19 protein-coding genes are annotated in these 15,063 nt (G+C 43.6%); all 19 read left to right on the top strand.

Going from position 1 to position 15,063, the window contains the following annotated elements:
• Positions 1 to 6: 6 nt before the first annotated feature.
• Positions 7 to 318 carry a flagellar hook-basal body complex protein FliE gene (fliE, locus tag BBEV_RS09165; protein ID WP_084007319.1) on the top strand — a complete coding sequence of 104 codons (312 nt, stop codon included), beginning with the start codon at positions 7 to 9 and terminating at the stop codon, positions 316 to 318.
• A gap of 173 nt (positions 319 to 491) precedes the next feature.
• A complete protein-coding gene (gene fliF / locus BBEV_RS09160; RefSeq protein WP_069365199.1) occupies positions 492 to 2,081 on the top strand; it encodes a flagellar basal-body MS-ring/collar protein FliF in 1,590 nt (529 codons plus the stop codon).
• 17 nt (positions 2,082 to 2,098) lie between these two features.
• Positions 2,099 to 3,109, top strand: a complete 1,011-nt coding sequence (gene fliG, locus BBEV_RS09155; protein ID WP_069365198.1) for a flagellar motor switch protein FliG — start codon at positions 2,099 to 2,101, stop codon at positions 3,107 to 3,109.
• Between the two features lies 1 nt (position 3,110).
• The gene (fliH, locus tag BBEV_RS09150; protein WP_069365197.1) at positions 3,111 to 3,905 is read left to right on the top strand and encodes a flagellar assembly protein FliH; all 795 of its coding nucleotides are present in this window, start codon (positions 3,111 to 3,113) and stop codon (positions 3,903 to 3,905) included.
• The gene (gene fliI, locus BBEV_RS09145; RefSeq protein WP_069365196.1) at positions 3,898 to 5,202 is read left to right on the top strand and encodes a flagellar protein export ATPase FliI; all 1,305 of its coding nucleotides are present in this window, start codon (positions 3,898 to 3,900) and stop codon (positions 5,200 to 5,202) included. Before fliH ends, fliI begins: the two co-directional genes overlap by 8 nt.
• 42 nt (positions 5,203 to 5,244) lie before the next feature.
• Positions 5,245 to 5,652, top strand: coding sequence for a flagellar export protein FliJ (gene fliJ, locus BBEV_RS09140; RefSeq protein WP_232318146.1), 408 nt, complete (start codon positions 5,245 to 5,247; stop codon positions 5,650 to 5,652).
• Positions 5,653 to 5,666: 14 nt separating this feature from the next.
• The gene (locus tag BBEV_RS09135) at positions 5,667 to 6,248 is read left to right on the top strand and encodes a magnesium transporter MgtE N-terminal domain-containing protein (RefSeq protein ID WP_069365194.1); all 582 of its coding nucleotides are present in this window, start codon (positions 5,667 to 5,669) and stop codon (positions 6,246 to 6,248) included.
• Between the two features lie 33 nt (positions 6,249 to 6,281).
• Entirely contained in the window at positions 6,282 to 7,580 is a 1,299-nt protein-coding gene (locus tag BBEV_RS09130) for a flagellar hook-length control protein FliK (protein WP_069365193.1), read from the top strand.
• Between the two features lie 20 nt (positions 7,581 to 7,600).
• Positions 7,601 to 8,086 (top strand): flagellar hook assembly protein FlgD, encoded by a 486-nt coding sequence (gene flgD, locus BBEV_RS09125; protein WP_069365192.1) that lies wholly within the window; start codon positions 7,601 to 7,603, stop codon positions 8,084 to 8,086.
• Complete coding sequence (locus BBEV_RS09120) at positions 8,086 to 8,493, top strand: TIGR02530 family flagellar biosynthesis protein (protein WP_069365191.1); 408 nt, start codon at positions 8,086 to 8,088, stop codon at positions 8,491 to 8,493. Before flgD ends, BBEV_RS09120 begins: the two co-directional genes overlap by 1 nt.
• Positions 8,494 to 8,603: 110 nt before the next feature.
• Positions 8,604 to 9,866 carry a flagellar hook protein FlgE gene (locus BBEV_RS09115; RefSeq protein WP_069365190.1) on the top strand — a complete coding sequence of 421 codons (1,263 nt, stop codon included), beginning with the start codon at positions 8,604 to 8,606 and terminating at the stop codon, positions 9,864 to 9,866.
• 122 nt (positions 9,867 to 9,988) lie between these two features.
• Complete coding sequence (locus BBEV_RS09110; protein ID WP_069366681.1) at positions 9,989 to 10,222, top strand: flagellar FlbD family protein; 234 nt, start codon at positions 9,989 to 9,991, stop codon at positions 10,220 to 10,222.
• 4 nt (positions 10,223 to 10,226) lie between these two features.
• Complete coding sequence (fliL, locus tag BBEV_RS09105) at positions 10,227 to 10,658, top strand: flagellar basal body-associated protein FliL (protein ID WP_069365189.1); 432 nt, start codon at positions 10,227 to 10,229, stop codon at positions 10,656 to 10,658.
• Positions 10,659 to 10,712: 54 nt separating this feature from the next.
• Positions 10,713 to 11,714 carry a flagellar motor switch protein FliM gene (gene fliM / locus BBEV_RS09100; RefSeq protein ID WP_069365188.1) on the top strand — a complete coding sequence of 334 codons (1,002 nt, stop codon included), beginning with the start codon at positions 10,713 to 10,715 and terminating at the stop codon, positions 11,712 to 11,714.
• Complete coding sequence (fliY, locus tag BBEV_RS09095; RefSeq protein ID WP_069365187.1) at positions 11,701 to 12,957, top strand: flagellar motor switch phosphatase FliY; 1,257 nt, start codon at positions 11,701 to 11,703, stop codon at positions 12,955 to 12,957. Before fliM ends, fliY begins: the two co-directional genes overlap by 14 nt.
• A gap of 46 nt (positions 12,958 to 13,003) precedes the next feature.
• Entirely contained in the window at positions 13,004 to 13,366 is a 363-nt protein-coding gene (locus BBEV_RS09090) for a response regulator (RefSeq protein WP_069365186.1), read from the top strand.
• A 20-nt stretch (positions 13,367 to 13,386) separates the two neighbouring features.
• A complete protein-coding gene (locus BBEV_RS09085) occupies positions 13,387 to 14,097 on the top strand; it encodes a flagellar biosynthetic protein FliO (protein WP_198154972.1) in 711 nt (236 codons plus the stop codon).
• Positions 14,097 to 14,777: a flagellar type III secretion system pore protein FliP gene (gene fliP, locus BBEV_RS09080; RefSeq protein WP_069365184.1), complete on the top strand. Its 681-nt coding sequence runs from the start codon at positions 14,097 to 14,099 to the stop codon at positions 14,775 to 14,777. Before BBEV_RS09085 ends, fliP begins: the two co-directional genes overlap by 1 nt.
• Before the next feature lie 12 nt (positions 14,778 to 14,789).
• Complete coding sequence (gene fliQ / locus BBEV_RS09075) at positions 14,790 to 15,059, top strand: flagellar biosynthesis protein FliQ (protein WP_069365183.1); 270 nt, start codon at positions 14,790 to 14,792, stop codon at positions 15,057 to 15,059.
• Positions 15,060 to 15,063: the final 4 nt, after the last annotated feature.

Below are 15,063 nucleotides of genomic sequence, written 5' to 3'. Positions count from 1 at the left end.
GATTAAATGAACATGGATCAAATTGCACGGATGAATTCAGTCATGTCTCCTGCTTCGCAGGTCCAGCCCAACAGGCAAGTGACGTCTCATGATGCACAACAGACTTTCAAAACGTGGTTAAATGACGCCATTACAGACGTGAATGACAAACAGGTCGATTCACAGATCATGACTGAACGTATGGCAAGAGGTGAGGATGTCGATTTGCATGAAGTAATGATCACGGCTCAAAAAGCAACAATTACACTGGAGACGACTGTGGAAGTTCGCGATAAAGTCATTGAAGCCTATCAGGAAATCATGCGTATGCAAGTATAAATATCTTAATCACCCCATTTCACAATTGTATATTGGGGTGATTCTAATGCTATTATACATATCGGAGAGATCTGGAAAATCTTTATTTATTTTTTAAAAAAATTTAATTTTATTGATGATGGCTGCATCACTTCAAAAAAAAGAGATGTACGAGCGGTAATGTAGGAGGAGCAATGAACGAAAAAGTCATGGAATATCGCCAAAAGACAACTGAATTCTGGCAATCCCGCTCACAGAAACAAAAAGGGTTGTTAATCAGTTCGGTTGTTCTTGTGATTGCATTTATAATTGCCCTCTCCTGGGTCGGTTCAAGAACGAACCTTGTCCCGTTGTATTCAAACCTGACAGTCCAGGAGACTGGTGAAATAAAAGCAAATCTGGATAATCGAGGAATACAAAATGAAGTCTCGGCAGATGGAACAACCATCATGGTATCTGAAACCAATGTGGATAATTTGAAAGTTGAACTTGCTGCTGAAGGGATACCTCAATCAGGCCGGATTGATTACAGCACTTTCGGTGACAACATGGGTTTTGGGACAACGGATAGTGAATTTGAGTTACTTGAAAGGGCAGCACTGCAATCCACCCTCGAAGATTTGATCCGAAATGTTGATGGAATACAGAATGCCCAGGTCATGATTACTCTGCCTGAAGAAAGCGTCTGGTTGCAGGAGGCCGAATCAGAAGCCACGGCATCAATATTATTAAACATGCAGGCAGGTTATACCCTGGATGAATCGCAGATTCGCTCTCTTTACCATCTGGCGTCGCGAAGTGTACCAAATTTATCCACTGAAAACATCGTGATCATGGATCAGTTTTCGAGGTATCTTGAAATGGACGAACAGCCAGGGGGAACGGATTCAACATTGTCCGTCTATGAACAGCATAGAGCGATTCAAAGGGATATTGAACGGGACCTGCAAAGGGATTTGCAGCAAATGCTGGGGACGATGATGGGTCCGGATAAGGTTCTTGTCAGCGTCAGTACAGATCTTGATTTCACGGAAGAAAATCGCACCGAGGATCTGGTTGAACCCGTCGATGAAGAGAACATTGAAGGTATTGCTGTCAGTGTTGAGCGCATTACAGAAACCTATTCGGGTGAAGATGTGGCAGACGGAGGAGTACCAGGTGCAGGGGAGGATGATATTCCAAACTTTCCTGGAGCAGCAGGTGGTGCAGGTGAAGGGGACTATGAACGGATTGAAGAACGCATCAATAATGATGTGAACCGAATTCACCGGGAAATTACAGAATCGCCATATGATTTAAGAGACATCAGTATCCAAGTTATGGTAGAACCTCCGGATCCGGAAGATATTGGTTCCTTACCTCAGCAGACTGTCGATGATATTCAAGCGATGCTCAGCCAGATCGTTCGAACGTCCATTTCAACTGATATAACAGGCGAATGGGGCGACGAGGAGCTTGCAGAACGTGTTCTGGTCTCACCACAGGAATTCTTTGGCCGAGCGGAATTTGAAGATCCGCCAACAGGCATTCCAACTTGGTATTATATAGTGGGAGTTCTTGCACTGGCTGTGGTTGTATTAATCGTCATTCTGATGCGTCGTAATAATCAGGAAGTGGTTAAGGAAACACTTACTGAACAAGAAGACGATTTCAGACTTCCACCGATTGAAAAGAAAGCTCAAACAGAAGAGGGTGCGAGACGTCAGCAGCTTGAAGATTTGGCTAAAGATAAGCCGGATGAATTTTCTAAGCTCATCCGTACCTGGCTGTCAGATGATAATTAAGGAGTGAGGAGCCGCCTATGGCAAGAAAACAGGAATTGACAGGAAAACAAAAAGCGGCGATTCTATTGATTTCATTGGGCCCGGATGTTTCTGCCAATGTTTATAAGCATCTTTCTGAAGAAGAGATTGAGAAATTGACCTTGGAAATCGCAGGTGTCAGAAAAATAGATCAGGGGATGAAAGATGATATAGTCGAAGAATTTCATCAAATGGCAATTGCCCAAGATTATATTACTCAGGGTGGAATTGGTTATGCGAAGGATGTTCTTGAGAAGGCCTTAGGAAACGATGAGGCAATGCAGATCATCAATCGATTAACTTCCACACTGCAGGTCAGACCGTTTGATTTTGCCAGAAAAGCAGATGCACAGCAGATTTTCAACTTTATTCAAAACGAACATCCACAGACGATCGCATTGATCCTCTCATACTTGAGCAGCGAACAATCCGGGCAGATACTGTCTGACTTGCCACAAGAGGTACAGGCGGATGTTGCAAAAAGAATTGCCTTAATGGACAGCACTTCGCCGGAAATCGTTAATGAAGTGGAGAGTATCCTTGAGAAAAAACTATCATCGACTGTTACACAGGATTATACTCAGGCCGGCGGCATTGAAGCCGTTGTGGAAGTTTTGAACAGTGTGGACCGCAGTACTGAGCGAACGATTCTGGATGCTCTTGAGATTCAGGATCCTGAATTAGCTGAGGAAATCAAGAAGCGGATGTTTGTATTCGAAGATATCGTGACCCTGGATAATCGCTCGATTCAAAGGGTGATACGAGACGTTGAGAATGAAGACCTGCAGTTGTCTTTGAAAGTGGCCAGCGAGGAAGTAAAAGAGACGGTCTTCAATAACATGTCACAGCGAATGTCGGACACGTTCCGAGAAGAGATGGAGTTCATGGGGCCTGTCCGATTAAGGGATGTCGAGGAAGCCCAAACTCGAATTGTGGCTGTCATCCGAAGACTGGAAGAGGCTGGTGAAATCGTCATCGCACGTGGTGGAGGAGATGATATCATTGTCTAGAGTGATTAAATCTTATAAACCAAACGAAACAGGTACGGATCAAAGAGAAATCCGCTTGAAGAAAGTTGAGCTTCCGTCATTTTATACCAGCGAACATGCAAATGAGCGCGTTGAATCGGACGAAGAGCGGAAGACGAGATTGGCGCAAGGAAAAGAATCTGAAATCAAAATGCGTGAAGAGGAACTGCAAAGAAAAGAAGAAGAATTAAACAATCAGTGGCGTCAGTTTGAAGAGGAAGCCGCCGTAATTCGCCAGGAAATGAATCAACAGGCAGAGCAGATTTTCAACGAAGCTGCCGAAAATGGTTTTAATCAAGGGCATCAGGAAGGCATCGAACAGGGGAAGACGCAATGCGATGAACAGATCCAGGAAGCAAGGCAGATGATTGAACTGGCGAGGCATGATGTGGTCCGGAGAATTGAGGAAGCCGAACCGGATATTCTTGAGCTTTCTGTTGCGGTAGCATCCAGAATTCTCGGGAAAACGGTGGAAACACATCCGGAAACCTGGCTTCACATGGTTAAACAAGCCATATATGAAGTGAGGGAGCAAGAGGAAGTGAAAGTCTACGTTCCACCAGATTGGTATCCGATGACGATACAAGGGCAAAGGGAGCTTCAGGAAGTAGCTGTTCACGTTGGTGAGCTGATCATTTTACCGGATGAACAACTTTCAGGGCATCAGTGTGTTCTTGAGACACCGTTTGGAAGGGTCGATGCTTCTATGGACACTCAACTGCTTGAGATTCGCCATGCTTTGTTTGAAGTGCTGAAAGATGGCGCTATTCATGAATAAAGAGGTATTACTACAGTCGATTAAACAGGCGTCACCATTCAAGTTTTACGGTAAAGTCTCGCAGGTAGTAGGTTTAATGATTGAATCCAAAGGTCCGCAGGCATCAGTAGGAGAACTTTGCCTCATTCATATTCAGCGTCACCAAAAGAAAATTTTAGCAGAAGTCGTTGGATTTCGTGAAGAGAAAGTATTACTGATGCCCTTTGATCGAATTTCAGATATCGCTGCCGGCAGTCTGGTGGAAACGCTTGGCAGACCACTCGATATTAAAGTGGGTCATGATATGATCGGAACAGTCGTAGACAGCCTTGGCCGTGACTTCCTTGGCGGGGATGAACGTATTGGTAACCAGTACTATTCGACAGATAATTTACCTCCGAATCCAATGACCCGACCGAGAATCACTGAACCACTCGCACTTGGTGTAAAGGCGATAGATGGATTATTTACAGTTGGAAAAGGACAACGGATGGGCATTTTTGCCGGAAGTGGTGTAGGTAAAAGTACATTAATGGCGATGATAGCCAAAAGTTCTGAGGCTGATATAAATGTGATTGCGCTGATTGGAGAACGGGGCCGGGAAGTGAGAGATTTCATTGAACGTGATCTGAGTAACGAAGGCCTGAAGAATACAATTGTTGTGGTAGCTACATCCGATCAACCGCCTTTAATGAGAATTAAAGGTGCCATGACAGCAACTGCGATCAGTGAATATTTCAGGGCACAAGGCTATGATGTAAACCTGATGATGGATTCAATCACACGCGTAGCGATGGCACAACGGGAAATTGGTCTTGCCATTGGTGAGCCGCCTACAACAAAAGGGTATACGCCCTCTGTATTCGCGTTGTTACCAAGACTGCTTGAACGAAGTGGGATGAGTGAAGCTGGTTCGATCACAGCTTTTTATACGGTGTTGGTGGATGGTGATGATATGAATGAGCCGATCGCAGATTCTGTAAGAGGGATATTGGATGGCCATCTGGTTCTTGACCGGAAGTTGGCAAACAAAGGACATTTTCCAGCGATTAATCCCCTCAGCAGTATCAGCAGGATTATGAATGAACTGGTGGATGACGAACACCGTATCGCGGCAGATAAAACCCGTCAGATATTGGCGACATATCGGGATTCTGAAGACCTGATCAACATTGGTGCCTACAAGAAGGGTTCAAATCCGGAAGTGGATGAAGCGATCAAACGCTATCCGGAAGTAAACAGTTTTCTGATTCAGGAGATGAATGAAGCTTTTTCGTATAAAGATATTCGAAATCAACTGGTAGGTCAGTTCGGGTAGAGGAGGGAATGAATGTCATTTCAATATTCACTTCAAAAAGTCATGGAATACAAGGACAGGGAAAAAAATGATGCTCAAAAACAACACTCCGAAGCCGTTGAACAGTTTGAATCTGTTGCAACTCAATTATACGAGGTACTGAAACAAAAAGAAGAACTGATTGAAAGTCAGGCATTAAAACTACAACAGGGATTGCCAATTGCTCAAATTCAGCAAAATGAAGAAATACTTGCTCATTTGCAAAAAGAAATTAATGCGCTTCAATGGCAAACCCAACGTGCGAGAAAAATAATGAGTGATAAGGAAAAACTGTCGATTACAAAATCAGTCGATCATAAGAAATACGAGAAGATGAAAGAGATTCAATATAATCAGTATGTTGAGGATGAGAAACGCGAGGAATTGAAATTTCTCGATGAAATATCTGTCCAACAATTTGTCAGGCGATGAAATCAGGTGAGGGTATGAGTAAACAAAATCAAAAAAAATCAGAGGGTAAACTTCAAGTCTTTTTTATGGTGGTATTAATACCAGCTGTTTTTGCCATTATTCTTGCTGCTGTTGTCTTGTATTATCTTGGTTTTAATATCGGGGATCAGGTAAGGAGTGCGGCATCTGCGCTGCCTTTTGTTGAAAATGAGGAAGTTACAGGAGGAGAAGAAGAATTGAGCACTGAAGCGTACATTGCTCAACTTGAAAGGGAAAATGAGACATTGATCCGTGATAAAGAAAACCTTGAACGTCAGACAGAATCACAGGAAGAAAAGATTGAAGAACTTGAAGAAGAACTGCTGGTTATGCAAAGTGATGACATGTCTGATGAAGGTGTGGAAGTCGACACGGAGACGTCTTCAGCCGACTTAAATGATATTGTCAGAACGCTTCAGGAAATGACGGCTTCTCGTGCTGCAGATATCATGGAAGAACTTCCTGAAGAGCAGGCTGTGACCTATTTACAACTGATGAATAATCGCGCCCGCGCAGACATCCTTTCAAGAATGGAAGCCGAAACTGCTGCAGTTCTACTCAGTCAGATCTCCGAATGATCGCTCTTTATTCCATTGAAAGGGGGTGAAAAAATGATGAATATGAATGCAATGGCGACAATGCTGAATGCAAAACCTCAAGTAAGCTCACCATCAAATCAAGCCGTTGACAAACCGAAGGCGGGGGGTTCGGATTTTATGGCCTCTTTAAAGCAGGCGATGACTTCAGGGGATCAAGACGCCATCAAGAGTGCGCTTGCCAAGCTTGAGACGGTGAATCCTGAAAAAATTGATCTTTCAGAATTAAAGCATTTAATGGGAGAGTTAATGGAATTGTTCACCGAGCTGCTTGAATTACTACCGGAGGACTTCTCGGAAGTGGATGAGACATTCATCTCAAGTTTCCTGGATGAATGGGAAGGGGTGCTGCCGGATGAATGGTTAAGCGATTTGAATGATCTGACTGCTATGACGATTCCCTTTGCCGATCTTTTAACATTCTCTGCTGAGGGAGAATCAAAAAGCGATGATGAACCCGATCCAATTCAATTGTTACTGATGATGGCTTTTCTTGATCAGGAATCAATGGAAGACGTGAGTAGCATGAGTGCTGAAGTTGCAGGTTACTTTAATCATGCAGAAGGACTTCTAGCTTCACTGACACAGCTGATGCTGCCGGATGTGAAACCTGACCAGCAGATAAATGTCAATCAGATGAAACAGAAATGGGCATTGATGTTCGAGCGAATGGCCAAGACACCTGAACCGGTCGCGCAGCAAAATTCACAGCAATCACGTTTTCAGGAGTTTGCATTTTTGAAGGAATTGTATACGAGAACCAGCAGTAACAGCAATTCAACTCAGCAAGGACCGAGTTTGTTACTCGATACGAATAACGCTCAACTTGCAAGGTTTCAAATGATGATGGGTTCTTCTCTCACGCAACAGGCACAGCCTGAACGTGCCAATCAGGATGCTTTTATCAAACAGTTCCAGAACATGCTGTCCAGGGGAAGCTTTCAACAGCTGTCTAACGGGATTCAACAGATGACCATTAAACTTCATCCGCAATCACTTGGAAGATTGGATATTCAGGTACAAATGGTGAACGGATCGTTAGTGGCCCGTATGGTGACTTCCTCGCATGCAGCACGAGAATTATTGGATGGTCAGCTTCAGTCGTTACGAACAGCCTTCCAATCTCAGAATATCCAGGTAGATCGTTTGGAAGTCACACAGCAACAGACTAATTCCCTGTTTAAGGAACCTGAAAAAGAGAAGGAAAATCAGGAACAGATGAAACAGGATCAGGATTTTGAAGAAGATCAGGACGATGAAGAAGTTCTCGATTTCTCCGCACTTCTGGAAGTCAGTATTGATGAAGAGGTCTAAATGTAAAGGAGGATAACAACATGCCCATTAATCCAACAGGAAATTCAAACAGTCTATTTTATGAAGACTTCGTTAAAGAACAAGAAGCAAAAGGAACTGGTAATCAGGATATGGGAAAGGATGCTTTTTTGAAACTCCTTATCACCCAGCTGCAAAACCAGGATCCACTTGAACCGATGGAGGATAAAGAATTTATCGCACAGATGGCGAATTTCACTTCTTTGGAACAAATGACGAATATGAATGAGAACATGTCCAAGTTCATTGAAAACCAGCAACAGGGTCAATTTTTCTCACACAGCGACATGATCGGTAAATCTGTTGAATGGCAGGAGGAAGTTGAGACAGAAGACGGCAATAAACGGATGGAAACGATGGAAGCGATCGTTCAAGCTGTGAAATTCAAGAATGGTGCAGCAACAATTTTAACCCGAAGCGGTGAGGAACTGAGTGTCGATGACATACAGAAGATTGCACAGCCTGAAGAAGGTGAGGCGAATACCTGATGGTGAAATCAAATTTCTTTCCCAATCAGATTCAGCCAGCAGTTAAACCTGCTCAACCACAGAAATCAACTTCTCAAGCTGAACAAAATCTGAAAGGTCCAGGATTCAGTGAACTGCTTCAGGATAAACTGACAGATTCCACGAGTCTGAAAATCAGTAAGCATGCGGAAAAGCGGTTGTTTGACCGGGGCATCGAGTTAACGCCGGAAACCTGGCAAGCCATTGAGTCCCGTATTGGCGAAGCGAAGCAAAAAGGTGTAAGAGATTCACTGGTTCTCACGAAAGAAGCAGCACTGGTTGTCAATGCTTCGAATGAAACGGTGATCACAGCAATGAACCGTGAGGAAGCAGCGAGTCAGATTTTCACGAATATCAACGGGGCGATTGTGCTCGGGGATGACGAGTAAGCATTGAATAAGAAAAACGGATATTGGCTGGACCGAAAGGAAGCCGAATGCTGTGGACCGATAGAAGCAGCAAAATCCGAATCTAACAGATCGAAAGGAGAACGACAACTATGATTCGTTCATTATATTCAGGTATTGGCGGTATGAACAATTTCCAAACGAAACTTGATGTCATCGGTAACAATATCTCAAACGTCAACACATTCGGCTTCAAAAAAGGCCGGGTTACATTTAATGACCTCGTGAGCCAGCAGCTCGCAGGCGCATCTTCACCTCAGGAAGGAGAACGCGGAGGTACCAACCCAAGGCAGGTTGGTCTGGGTGGATCTACAGCATCAATCGACAATATCCAGACACAAGGCTCTTTGCAAAACACAGGACGAGACTTGGACATGGCAATTTCCGGAGATGGGTTCTTCCAGGTCGGTGACGGTGAGCAGGATTACTACACCCGGGCAGGTAACTTTTATCTCGATGAGAACGGTATGCTGGTAAATTCAGAGGGGCTTCGCGTTCAAGGTTTTGGCGTTGATGGAGATGGGGCTGTGGATGAGGCTGCCGGAGTGGGAGACTTATTTATACCAGCAGGAGAGCAGGTCAACCCTGAGTCCACAACTGACGTGAATTTGAGAGGGAACCTGAATTCCGGTACAGATGATGGTGACAATCGAAGTGTTCGCTTTTTTGCTACTGATCCCCTTGGCGGAGAACAGGAGTTAAGGCTTCAATTAACTAAGGATGCAGAAAATGAATGGTCGCATCAAACACAGTTCTTAGACGGGAATGGTGACTGGGCAGATATTGGTTCAACAGCATCAGCTGATATCAATTTTGATACAGATGATGGCTCATCCTTAGGACGATTGCCTGAAGGTTTTACTATATCTATTGATGACCCAGGCGGATTAGGGGATCAGTGGGGAGATGCTGCACCCATCGCATTGAACATGGGGAGCGTTACCCAGTTCAACTCTCCTTCAACTGTAGAAGTATCTTCGAGAAATGGATCATCAGATGGAACACTTGAAAGTTACACCGTCTCTGAAACCGGCGAAATCAATGGTGTATTTTCAAATGGTGAAGTTCGACTGTTGGGTCAAATTGCTTTGGTGAACTTTAATAATCCTTCAGGTCTTTCGAAGGCTGGTTCGAATCTGTACGAGGTATCGAATAACTCCGGCGAACCTCAAGTGGGCTTCCCCGGAGTCGGGGGACGGGGAAATCTGACAGGTTCAACGCTGGAGATGTCCAACGTTGACCTGGCTGAAGAATTCGCTGAAATGATTGTTTCCCAGCGTGGATTTCAAGCGAACACACGGATGATCACCACATCAGATGAAATTCTTCAGGAACTGATTAATTTGAAACGTTAATTGTCAATTTGGTTCTGGCTAAGTGCTTTTTGGCACTTAGCCATAGCCATTTGATATTTATAACACGATAAAATACAGGAGGAAAGAGCGACGCTTCTAAAAGTGTGCTCGATAAGACTATTATGATCATACTAACGCGACTGAATGACGAGAAGTTTACTCTCAATGCATTATACATCGAGCAAATTCAATCATTTCCGGATACGACGATCACCTTGACAACGGGTAAAAAAATTGTTGTCAAGGAAAAAGAACACGATGTTTCAGAGATGATTGAACATTTTTATAAGCGGATCGGTCTTACTCCTCTGATTCGCCGTCCAGATCAGACTGGCAGTGGGGAAAAGGAGGGATAGAACCATGTTCAAAAACCGTTTAGTCAATATCATGCTGATTGTTCTTGTAGGAATGACATTAGTTGGTGTCATGGCTCTTGTCCTTTATACTCAATTTTTTGAGGCTGCGGATCCTGATGCTGAACCTACCATTGATGAAGTCATTGAACTGTCGATCGAAACAGAGGAAATCACAACGAATTTATTATCAAATCATGTCATTCGGTCACAGTTTGTGATCCAGACGGATAATCGGCATGCACGAAGTGAATTGGAGAAACGCAATTTCCAGGTTGAAAATATCATTATCCGTGAGCTCTCAGATATGCGGGAGTCCGATTTTCAAGGGTCTGACGGAATTCGAAACCTCGAGGAACAAATCCGGTATGAGATCAATCAAATTATGCAAGATGGTCATGTTGTAGAAGTTTATATGAGTACACGCGTTGTTCAATAATGAATGAAATGAAATGTAATATTGTATCAGTGCAGGAAGTGAGGTGAAGTTTTCATGGCTGATGTTCTGTCCCAAGGTGAGATCGATGCACTGTTGTCTGCACTCTCAACTGGCGAAATGGACGCAGATGAACTGAAAAAAGAAGAAACACAAAAAAAGGTTAAAACCTATGATTTTAAACGCGCGCTGCGTTTTTCAAAAGACCAGATCCGAAGTTTGACCCGAATTCATGAAAACTTCGCACGGCTTTTAACCACGCAGTTATCGGCACAGTTGAGAACGTTTGTACAAATCAGTGTGGCGTCGGTGGATCAGTTACCATATGATGAATTCATCAGATCAGTTCCCAAACAGACGATATTGAATGTCTTTGAACCATATCCGCTCGATGGTCGTTTTGTACTCGAAGTAAACCCCAACATTGCCTATGCGATGCTTGACCGTCTCTTGGGTGGTCAAGGGGAATCGTACAATAAAGTAGAGAATCTCACCGAAATTGAGTCAAAGATTATGACACAGCTATTTCAAAGGACGCTTGAAACATTTCGGGAAGCGTGGCTATCGGTGGAAGAAATTGATCCAATGATGGATGATCTCGAAGTAAATCCACAGTTTCTTCAACTGGTTTCTCCAAATGAGACCGTTGTTGTGATTTCATTTTCAACAACGATAGGTGAATCCTCAGGGATGATGAATATTTGTTTACCTCATGTTGTGATCGAATCATTGTTACCGAAATTATCGGTGCATTTGTGGATGCAAACAAAGAAAAAAGAACGTCAACCAGGAGAAATTGAGGCATTGGAGCTTAATATTAAGCGCGCACCTCTGGATGTAGCTGTTGAGCTCGGTCACAGTAACATTACGATCGAAGAATTTGTTCATTTGAGTGTTGGTGATACCATCGAGCTCAATCAATCCATTGATGATTTGTTACGGATGAGCGTTGGAGGCTCACCGAAATACAAAGTACAGCCTGGAAAAGTGAAAGACAACCTGGCAGTACAGATTGTTGAAGATATTGAAGAGGAGGAACTGCTCTATGATGAACGATAACGATGATATGCTTTCGCAAGACGAAATCAATGCGTTATTAAGCGGCATGGATGATGACGATAATGATGCGAATTCTGAAAATGAAGAAAAAAGCACTGCTAACGTTGAACCGGGAAATTATCTTTCAGACATTGAGATCGATGCACTCGGAGAGATTGGAAATATCTCCTTTGGCAGCTCAGCTACGGCATTATCGACATTATTAAATCAAAAAGTGGATATCACCACGCCTAAGGTTTCTGTTGTCCGAAAAGATGATTTGGAAAAAGAATTTCCAAAACCCCATGTCGCAGTTTCTGTTACATACACAGCTGGTTTTGAAGGCTTGAACTTGCTGGTAATCAAAACGAAAGACGCTTCGATCATTGCTGACTTGATGATGGGCAACGATGGAACGAACGCCCCCGGCGAAATGGGTGAAATGGAACTGAGTGCTGTGCAAGAAGCCATGAATCAAATGATGGGTTCTGCGTCCACGTCTATGTCCACCATCTTTAATAAAAAGGTCGATATTTCACCACCTGATATTGATATGATGGATTTGACTGAAAATCCAGATGCAATTGAAATACCGGGTGATGATGTATTGGTTCAGATCTCATTTAATCTCCGTGTCGGGAACCTGATCGATTCACGTATTATGCAATTACTGACAGTCAGTTTTGCCAAAGATATGGTTGATCAGCTTATGAATCCTTCAGGTAGTGAACAAGTTCAGGATAAGCCTAATAGTAATCAAGCAGAACCGGAGCAAAAAGAATCATTGTCAGCTGAATGGAATGAGGAGCAGGACTCTCAACAACAAAGGCCTGAGCCAGAACCTCAACCAGAAATGCAAAAACAACCGTCACAGCAACCACTGAATCGCGAGCCGGCTCAGCCTCAACAGATCAGTCAACGGCAACAGCCGCCTGGCCGGGAGGCGAATGTACAACCTGCTGCATTTTCATCTTTTGAAACACCATCACTGAATGAAAATGAACAACGAAATCTTGACCTTCTGATGGATATTCCTTTGGAGGTGACTGTTGAACTCGGTCGTACAAAGCGTTCGATCAAAGAAATTCTCGAACTCGGTCAAGGCTCCATTGTCGAATTGGATAAATTAGCCGGCGAACCGGTTGATATCCTGGTAAACCAACGGCTCATTGCCAAAGGGGAAGTTGTTGTGATTGATGAGAATTTTGGTGTCCGTGTTACAGACATTGTCAGTCAAGCTGAACGATTGAAACAATTAAAATAAATAGTAAGAAAAACAGGTTTAATAAGAAAAGAGGGGGCCTTGAGTTATGGCGACAACAGTATTGATTGTAGATGATGCAGCATTTATGCGCATGATGATTAAAGATATTTTATCGAAAAACGGCTTTGATGTAGTAGGTGAAGCCGGGGATGGTCAACAGGCAGTGGATATGTATAAAGAAAAATCTCCAGATCTGGTAACCATGGATATAACAATGCCTGAGATGGATGGAATCACATCTTTAAAGGAGATCAAGACGCACGACCCGAATGCTAAAGTAATTATGTGTTCGGCAATGGGGCAACAGGCGATGGTCATCGATGCGATTCAAGCAGGAGCAAAGGACTTTATCGTGAAGCCTTTTCAGGCGGATCGGGTATTAGAGGCGATCAGTAAAACATTGGCATGATCATCCTGGGAGTGAAGCATGTGAAATGGATAAAAGTATTTAGCCTGCTGTTGTTGATGATGTTGATCGCATCTCCTGCAATACAGGCAAATGAGAATAATTTTGGGGAAGAAGACCGCAGTGTTATTGATGGTCTTAATCCGGATCAAAAAGAAGTTGAAGAAGAGCCTACAAATGGAAGCGAAGAAGATGTGATCGATCCTCCTGAAGATGAAGGCCCGCCTGATATCTCCGAAGACAGTGAGGATGAAGCACCGCTGGCAGGTTATGAAGATCAGAATCTCTTTTTGATGTTGCTGCAGTTACTTCTTGCTCTTGGCTTCGTCTTATTTTTGATCTATATGCTCTTGAAATTTATGAATAACAGAAGTCGTTCATTCCAAGGAAACCGGACGATTCAGACGGTAGGAGGAACCGGAGTAGGTCAAAATCGCTCTGTTCAGATTGTGCGGGTCGGAGATCGCATTTTGGTTGTGGGTGTCGGGGAGACTGTCCAGCTTCTTCAGGAGATCACGGACCCCGAAGAAGTAGAACGGCTGTCGAAGCCGACAGAAGGTGGAGAATTCTACGAACAGCCCTTGTCAAAGTTCTCTGCTTTTTTGAAAAGGGATCAATCAGATCATGGACCATCCCGTCAAGAAGATGCTTTCCGATCACTCCTCAATCGGGAAATGGATGATGTGAAACAATCTCAAAATAAGATCCACTCTGCAATGAAGGAGAAAAAGTAATGCTGTTATTAGCGATCGAAATTCCGGCACTGGATATATTCAGTGACGATCCTGCAAATTTAACGTCTACGGTACAACTTTTGCTTCTTCTCACAGTATTATCTTTGGCTCCGGCTATTTTGATTTTGATGACCAGTTTCACCCGAATTGTGATTGTGCTATCCTTTGTCCGAAATGGATTGGCGACCCAGCAGATGCCACCCAATCAGGTCATTATCGGCTTGGCACTATTTTTGACATTTTTTGTAATGGCGCCTACCTTTGCGGAACTGAATGAAACAGCTCTTCAACCTTTATTTGAGGGTGAAATGTCACAGGAAGAGGCTTTTGACGAAGCTGTGGTACCAATGAAGGAATTTATGGCCCAACATACCCGGGAACGGGATTTAGCACTATTTATGGGTTATGCAGGACAAGAGCGACCGGAAACACTCGAAGATATTCCGATGACGTCACTTGTTCCCGCTTTTGTTATCAGCGAATTGAAAACAGCCTTTCAGATTGGGTTTATGATTTTTGTGCCCTTTCTTGTGATTGATATGGTGGTTGCAAGTGTACTGATGTCCATGGGAATGATGATGCTCCCACCAGTTATGATTGCATTGCCATTCAAAGTACTGTTGTTTGTTCTGGTTGACGGATGGCATCTTGTCATACGCTCATTACTTTATACCTTTTAGGAGTGGATACATATGAGTCCGGAAATGGTTATCGGATGGGCAGAACAAGGCGTATTCACCACCTTGTTGATTGCTGGTCCATTATTGATTACGGCTCTTGCCATAGGCCTTGCCGTCAGTATATTTCAGGCAACGACGCAAATACAGGAACAGACTTTGGCGTTTATTCCGAAGATTGCAGGGGTGCTTCTCGCACTTGTGATTTTTGGACCTTGGATGCTGCAGCTTCTGACATCATTTGCGCATGATATATTCAGCGATTTCACGAGATTCATAGGGTAGTGGT

Source organism: Salisediminibacterium beveridgei (assembly GCF_001721685.1).
GTDB lineage: Bacteria > Bacillota > Bacilli > Bacillales > Salisediminibacteriaceae > Salisediminibacterium > Salisediminibacterium beveridgei.
The sequence above is the reverse complement of the archived record's forward strand: the minus strand, read 5'-3'. Positions and strand labels throughout refer to the sequence as shown.

Bases quoted from the DNA above. Each gene is read 5' to 3' on its own strand.
- fliE (WP_084007319.1), top strand. From the start codon at position 7: ATGAACATGGATCAAATTGCACGGATGAATTCAGTCATGTCTCCTGCT.
- fliF (WP_069365199.1), top strand. From the start codon at position 492: ATGAACGAAAAAGTCATGGAATATCGCCAAAAGACAACTGAATTCTGG.
- fliG (WP_069365198.1), top strand. From the start codon at position 2,099: ATGGCAAGAAAACAGGAATTGACAGGAAAACAAAAAGCGGCGATTCTA.
- fliI (WP_069365196.1), top strand. From the start codon at position 3,898: ATGAATAAAGAGGTATTACTACAGTCGATTAAACAGGCGTCACCATTC.
- fliJ (WP_232318146.1), top strand. From the start codon at position 5,245: ATGGAATACAAGGACAGGGAAAAAAATGATGCTCAAAAACAACACTCC.
- BBEV_RS09135 (WP_069365194.1), top strand. From the start codon at position 5,667: ATGAGTAAACAAAATCAAAAAAAATCAGAGGGTAAACTTCAAGTCTTT.
- BBEV_RS09130 (WP_069365193.1), top strand. From the start codon at position 6,282: ATGATGAATATGAATGCAATGGCGACAATGCTGAATGCAAAACCTCAA.
- flgD (WP_069365192.1), top strand. From the start codon at position 7,601: ATGCCCATTAATCCAACAGGAAATTCAAACAGTCTATTTTATGAAGAC.
- BBEV_RS09120 (WP_069365191.1), top strand. From the start codon at position 8,086: ATGGTGAAATCAAATTTCTTTCCCAATCAGATTCAGCCAGCAGTTAAA.
- BBEV_RS09115 (WP_069365190.1), top strand. From the start codon at position 8,604: ATGATTCGTTCATTATATTCAGGTATTGGCGGTATGAACAATTTCCAA.
- BBEV_RS09110 (WP_069366681.1), top strand. From the start codon at position 9,989: ATGATCATACTAACGCGACTGAATGACGAGAAGTTTACTCTCAATGCA.
- fliL (WP_069365189.1), top strand. From the start codon at position 10,227: ATGTTCAAAAACCGTTTAGTCAATATCATGCTGATTGTTCTTGTAGGA.
- fliM (WP_069365188.1), top strand. From the start codon at position 10,713: ATGGCTGATGTTCTGTCCCAAGGTGAGATCGATGCACTGTTGTCTGCA.
- fliY (WP_069365187.1), top strand. From the start codon at position 11,701: ATGATGAACGATAACGATGATATGCTTTCGCAAGACGAAATCAATGCG.
- BBEV_RS09090 (WP_069365186.1), top strand. From the start codon at position 13,004: ATGGCGACAACAGTATTGATTGTAGATGATGCAGCATTTATGCGCATG.
- fliP (WP_069365184.1), top strand. From the start codon at position 14,097: ATGCTGTTATTAGCGATCGAAATTCCGGCACTGGATATATTCAGTGAC.
- fliQ (WP_069365183.1), top strand. From the start codon at position 14,790: ATGAGTCCGGAAATGGTTATCGGATGGGCAGAACAAGGCGTATTCACC.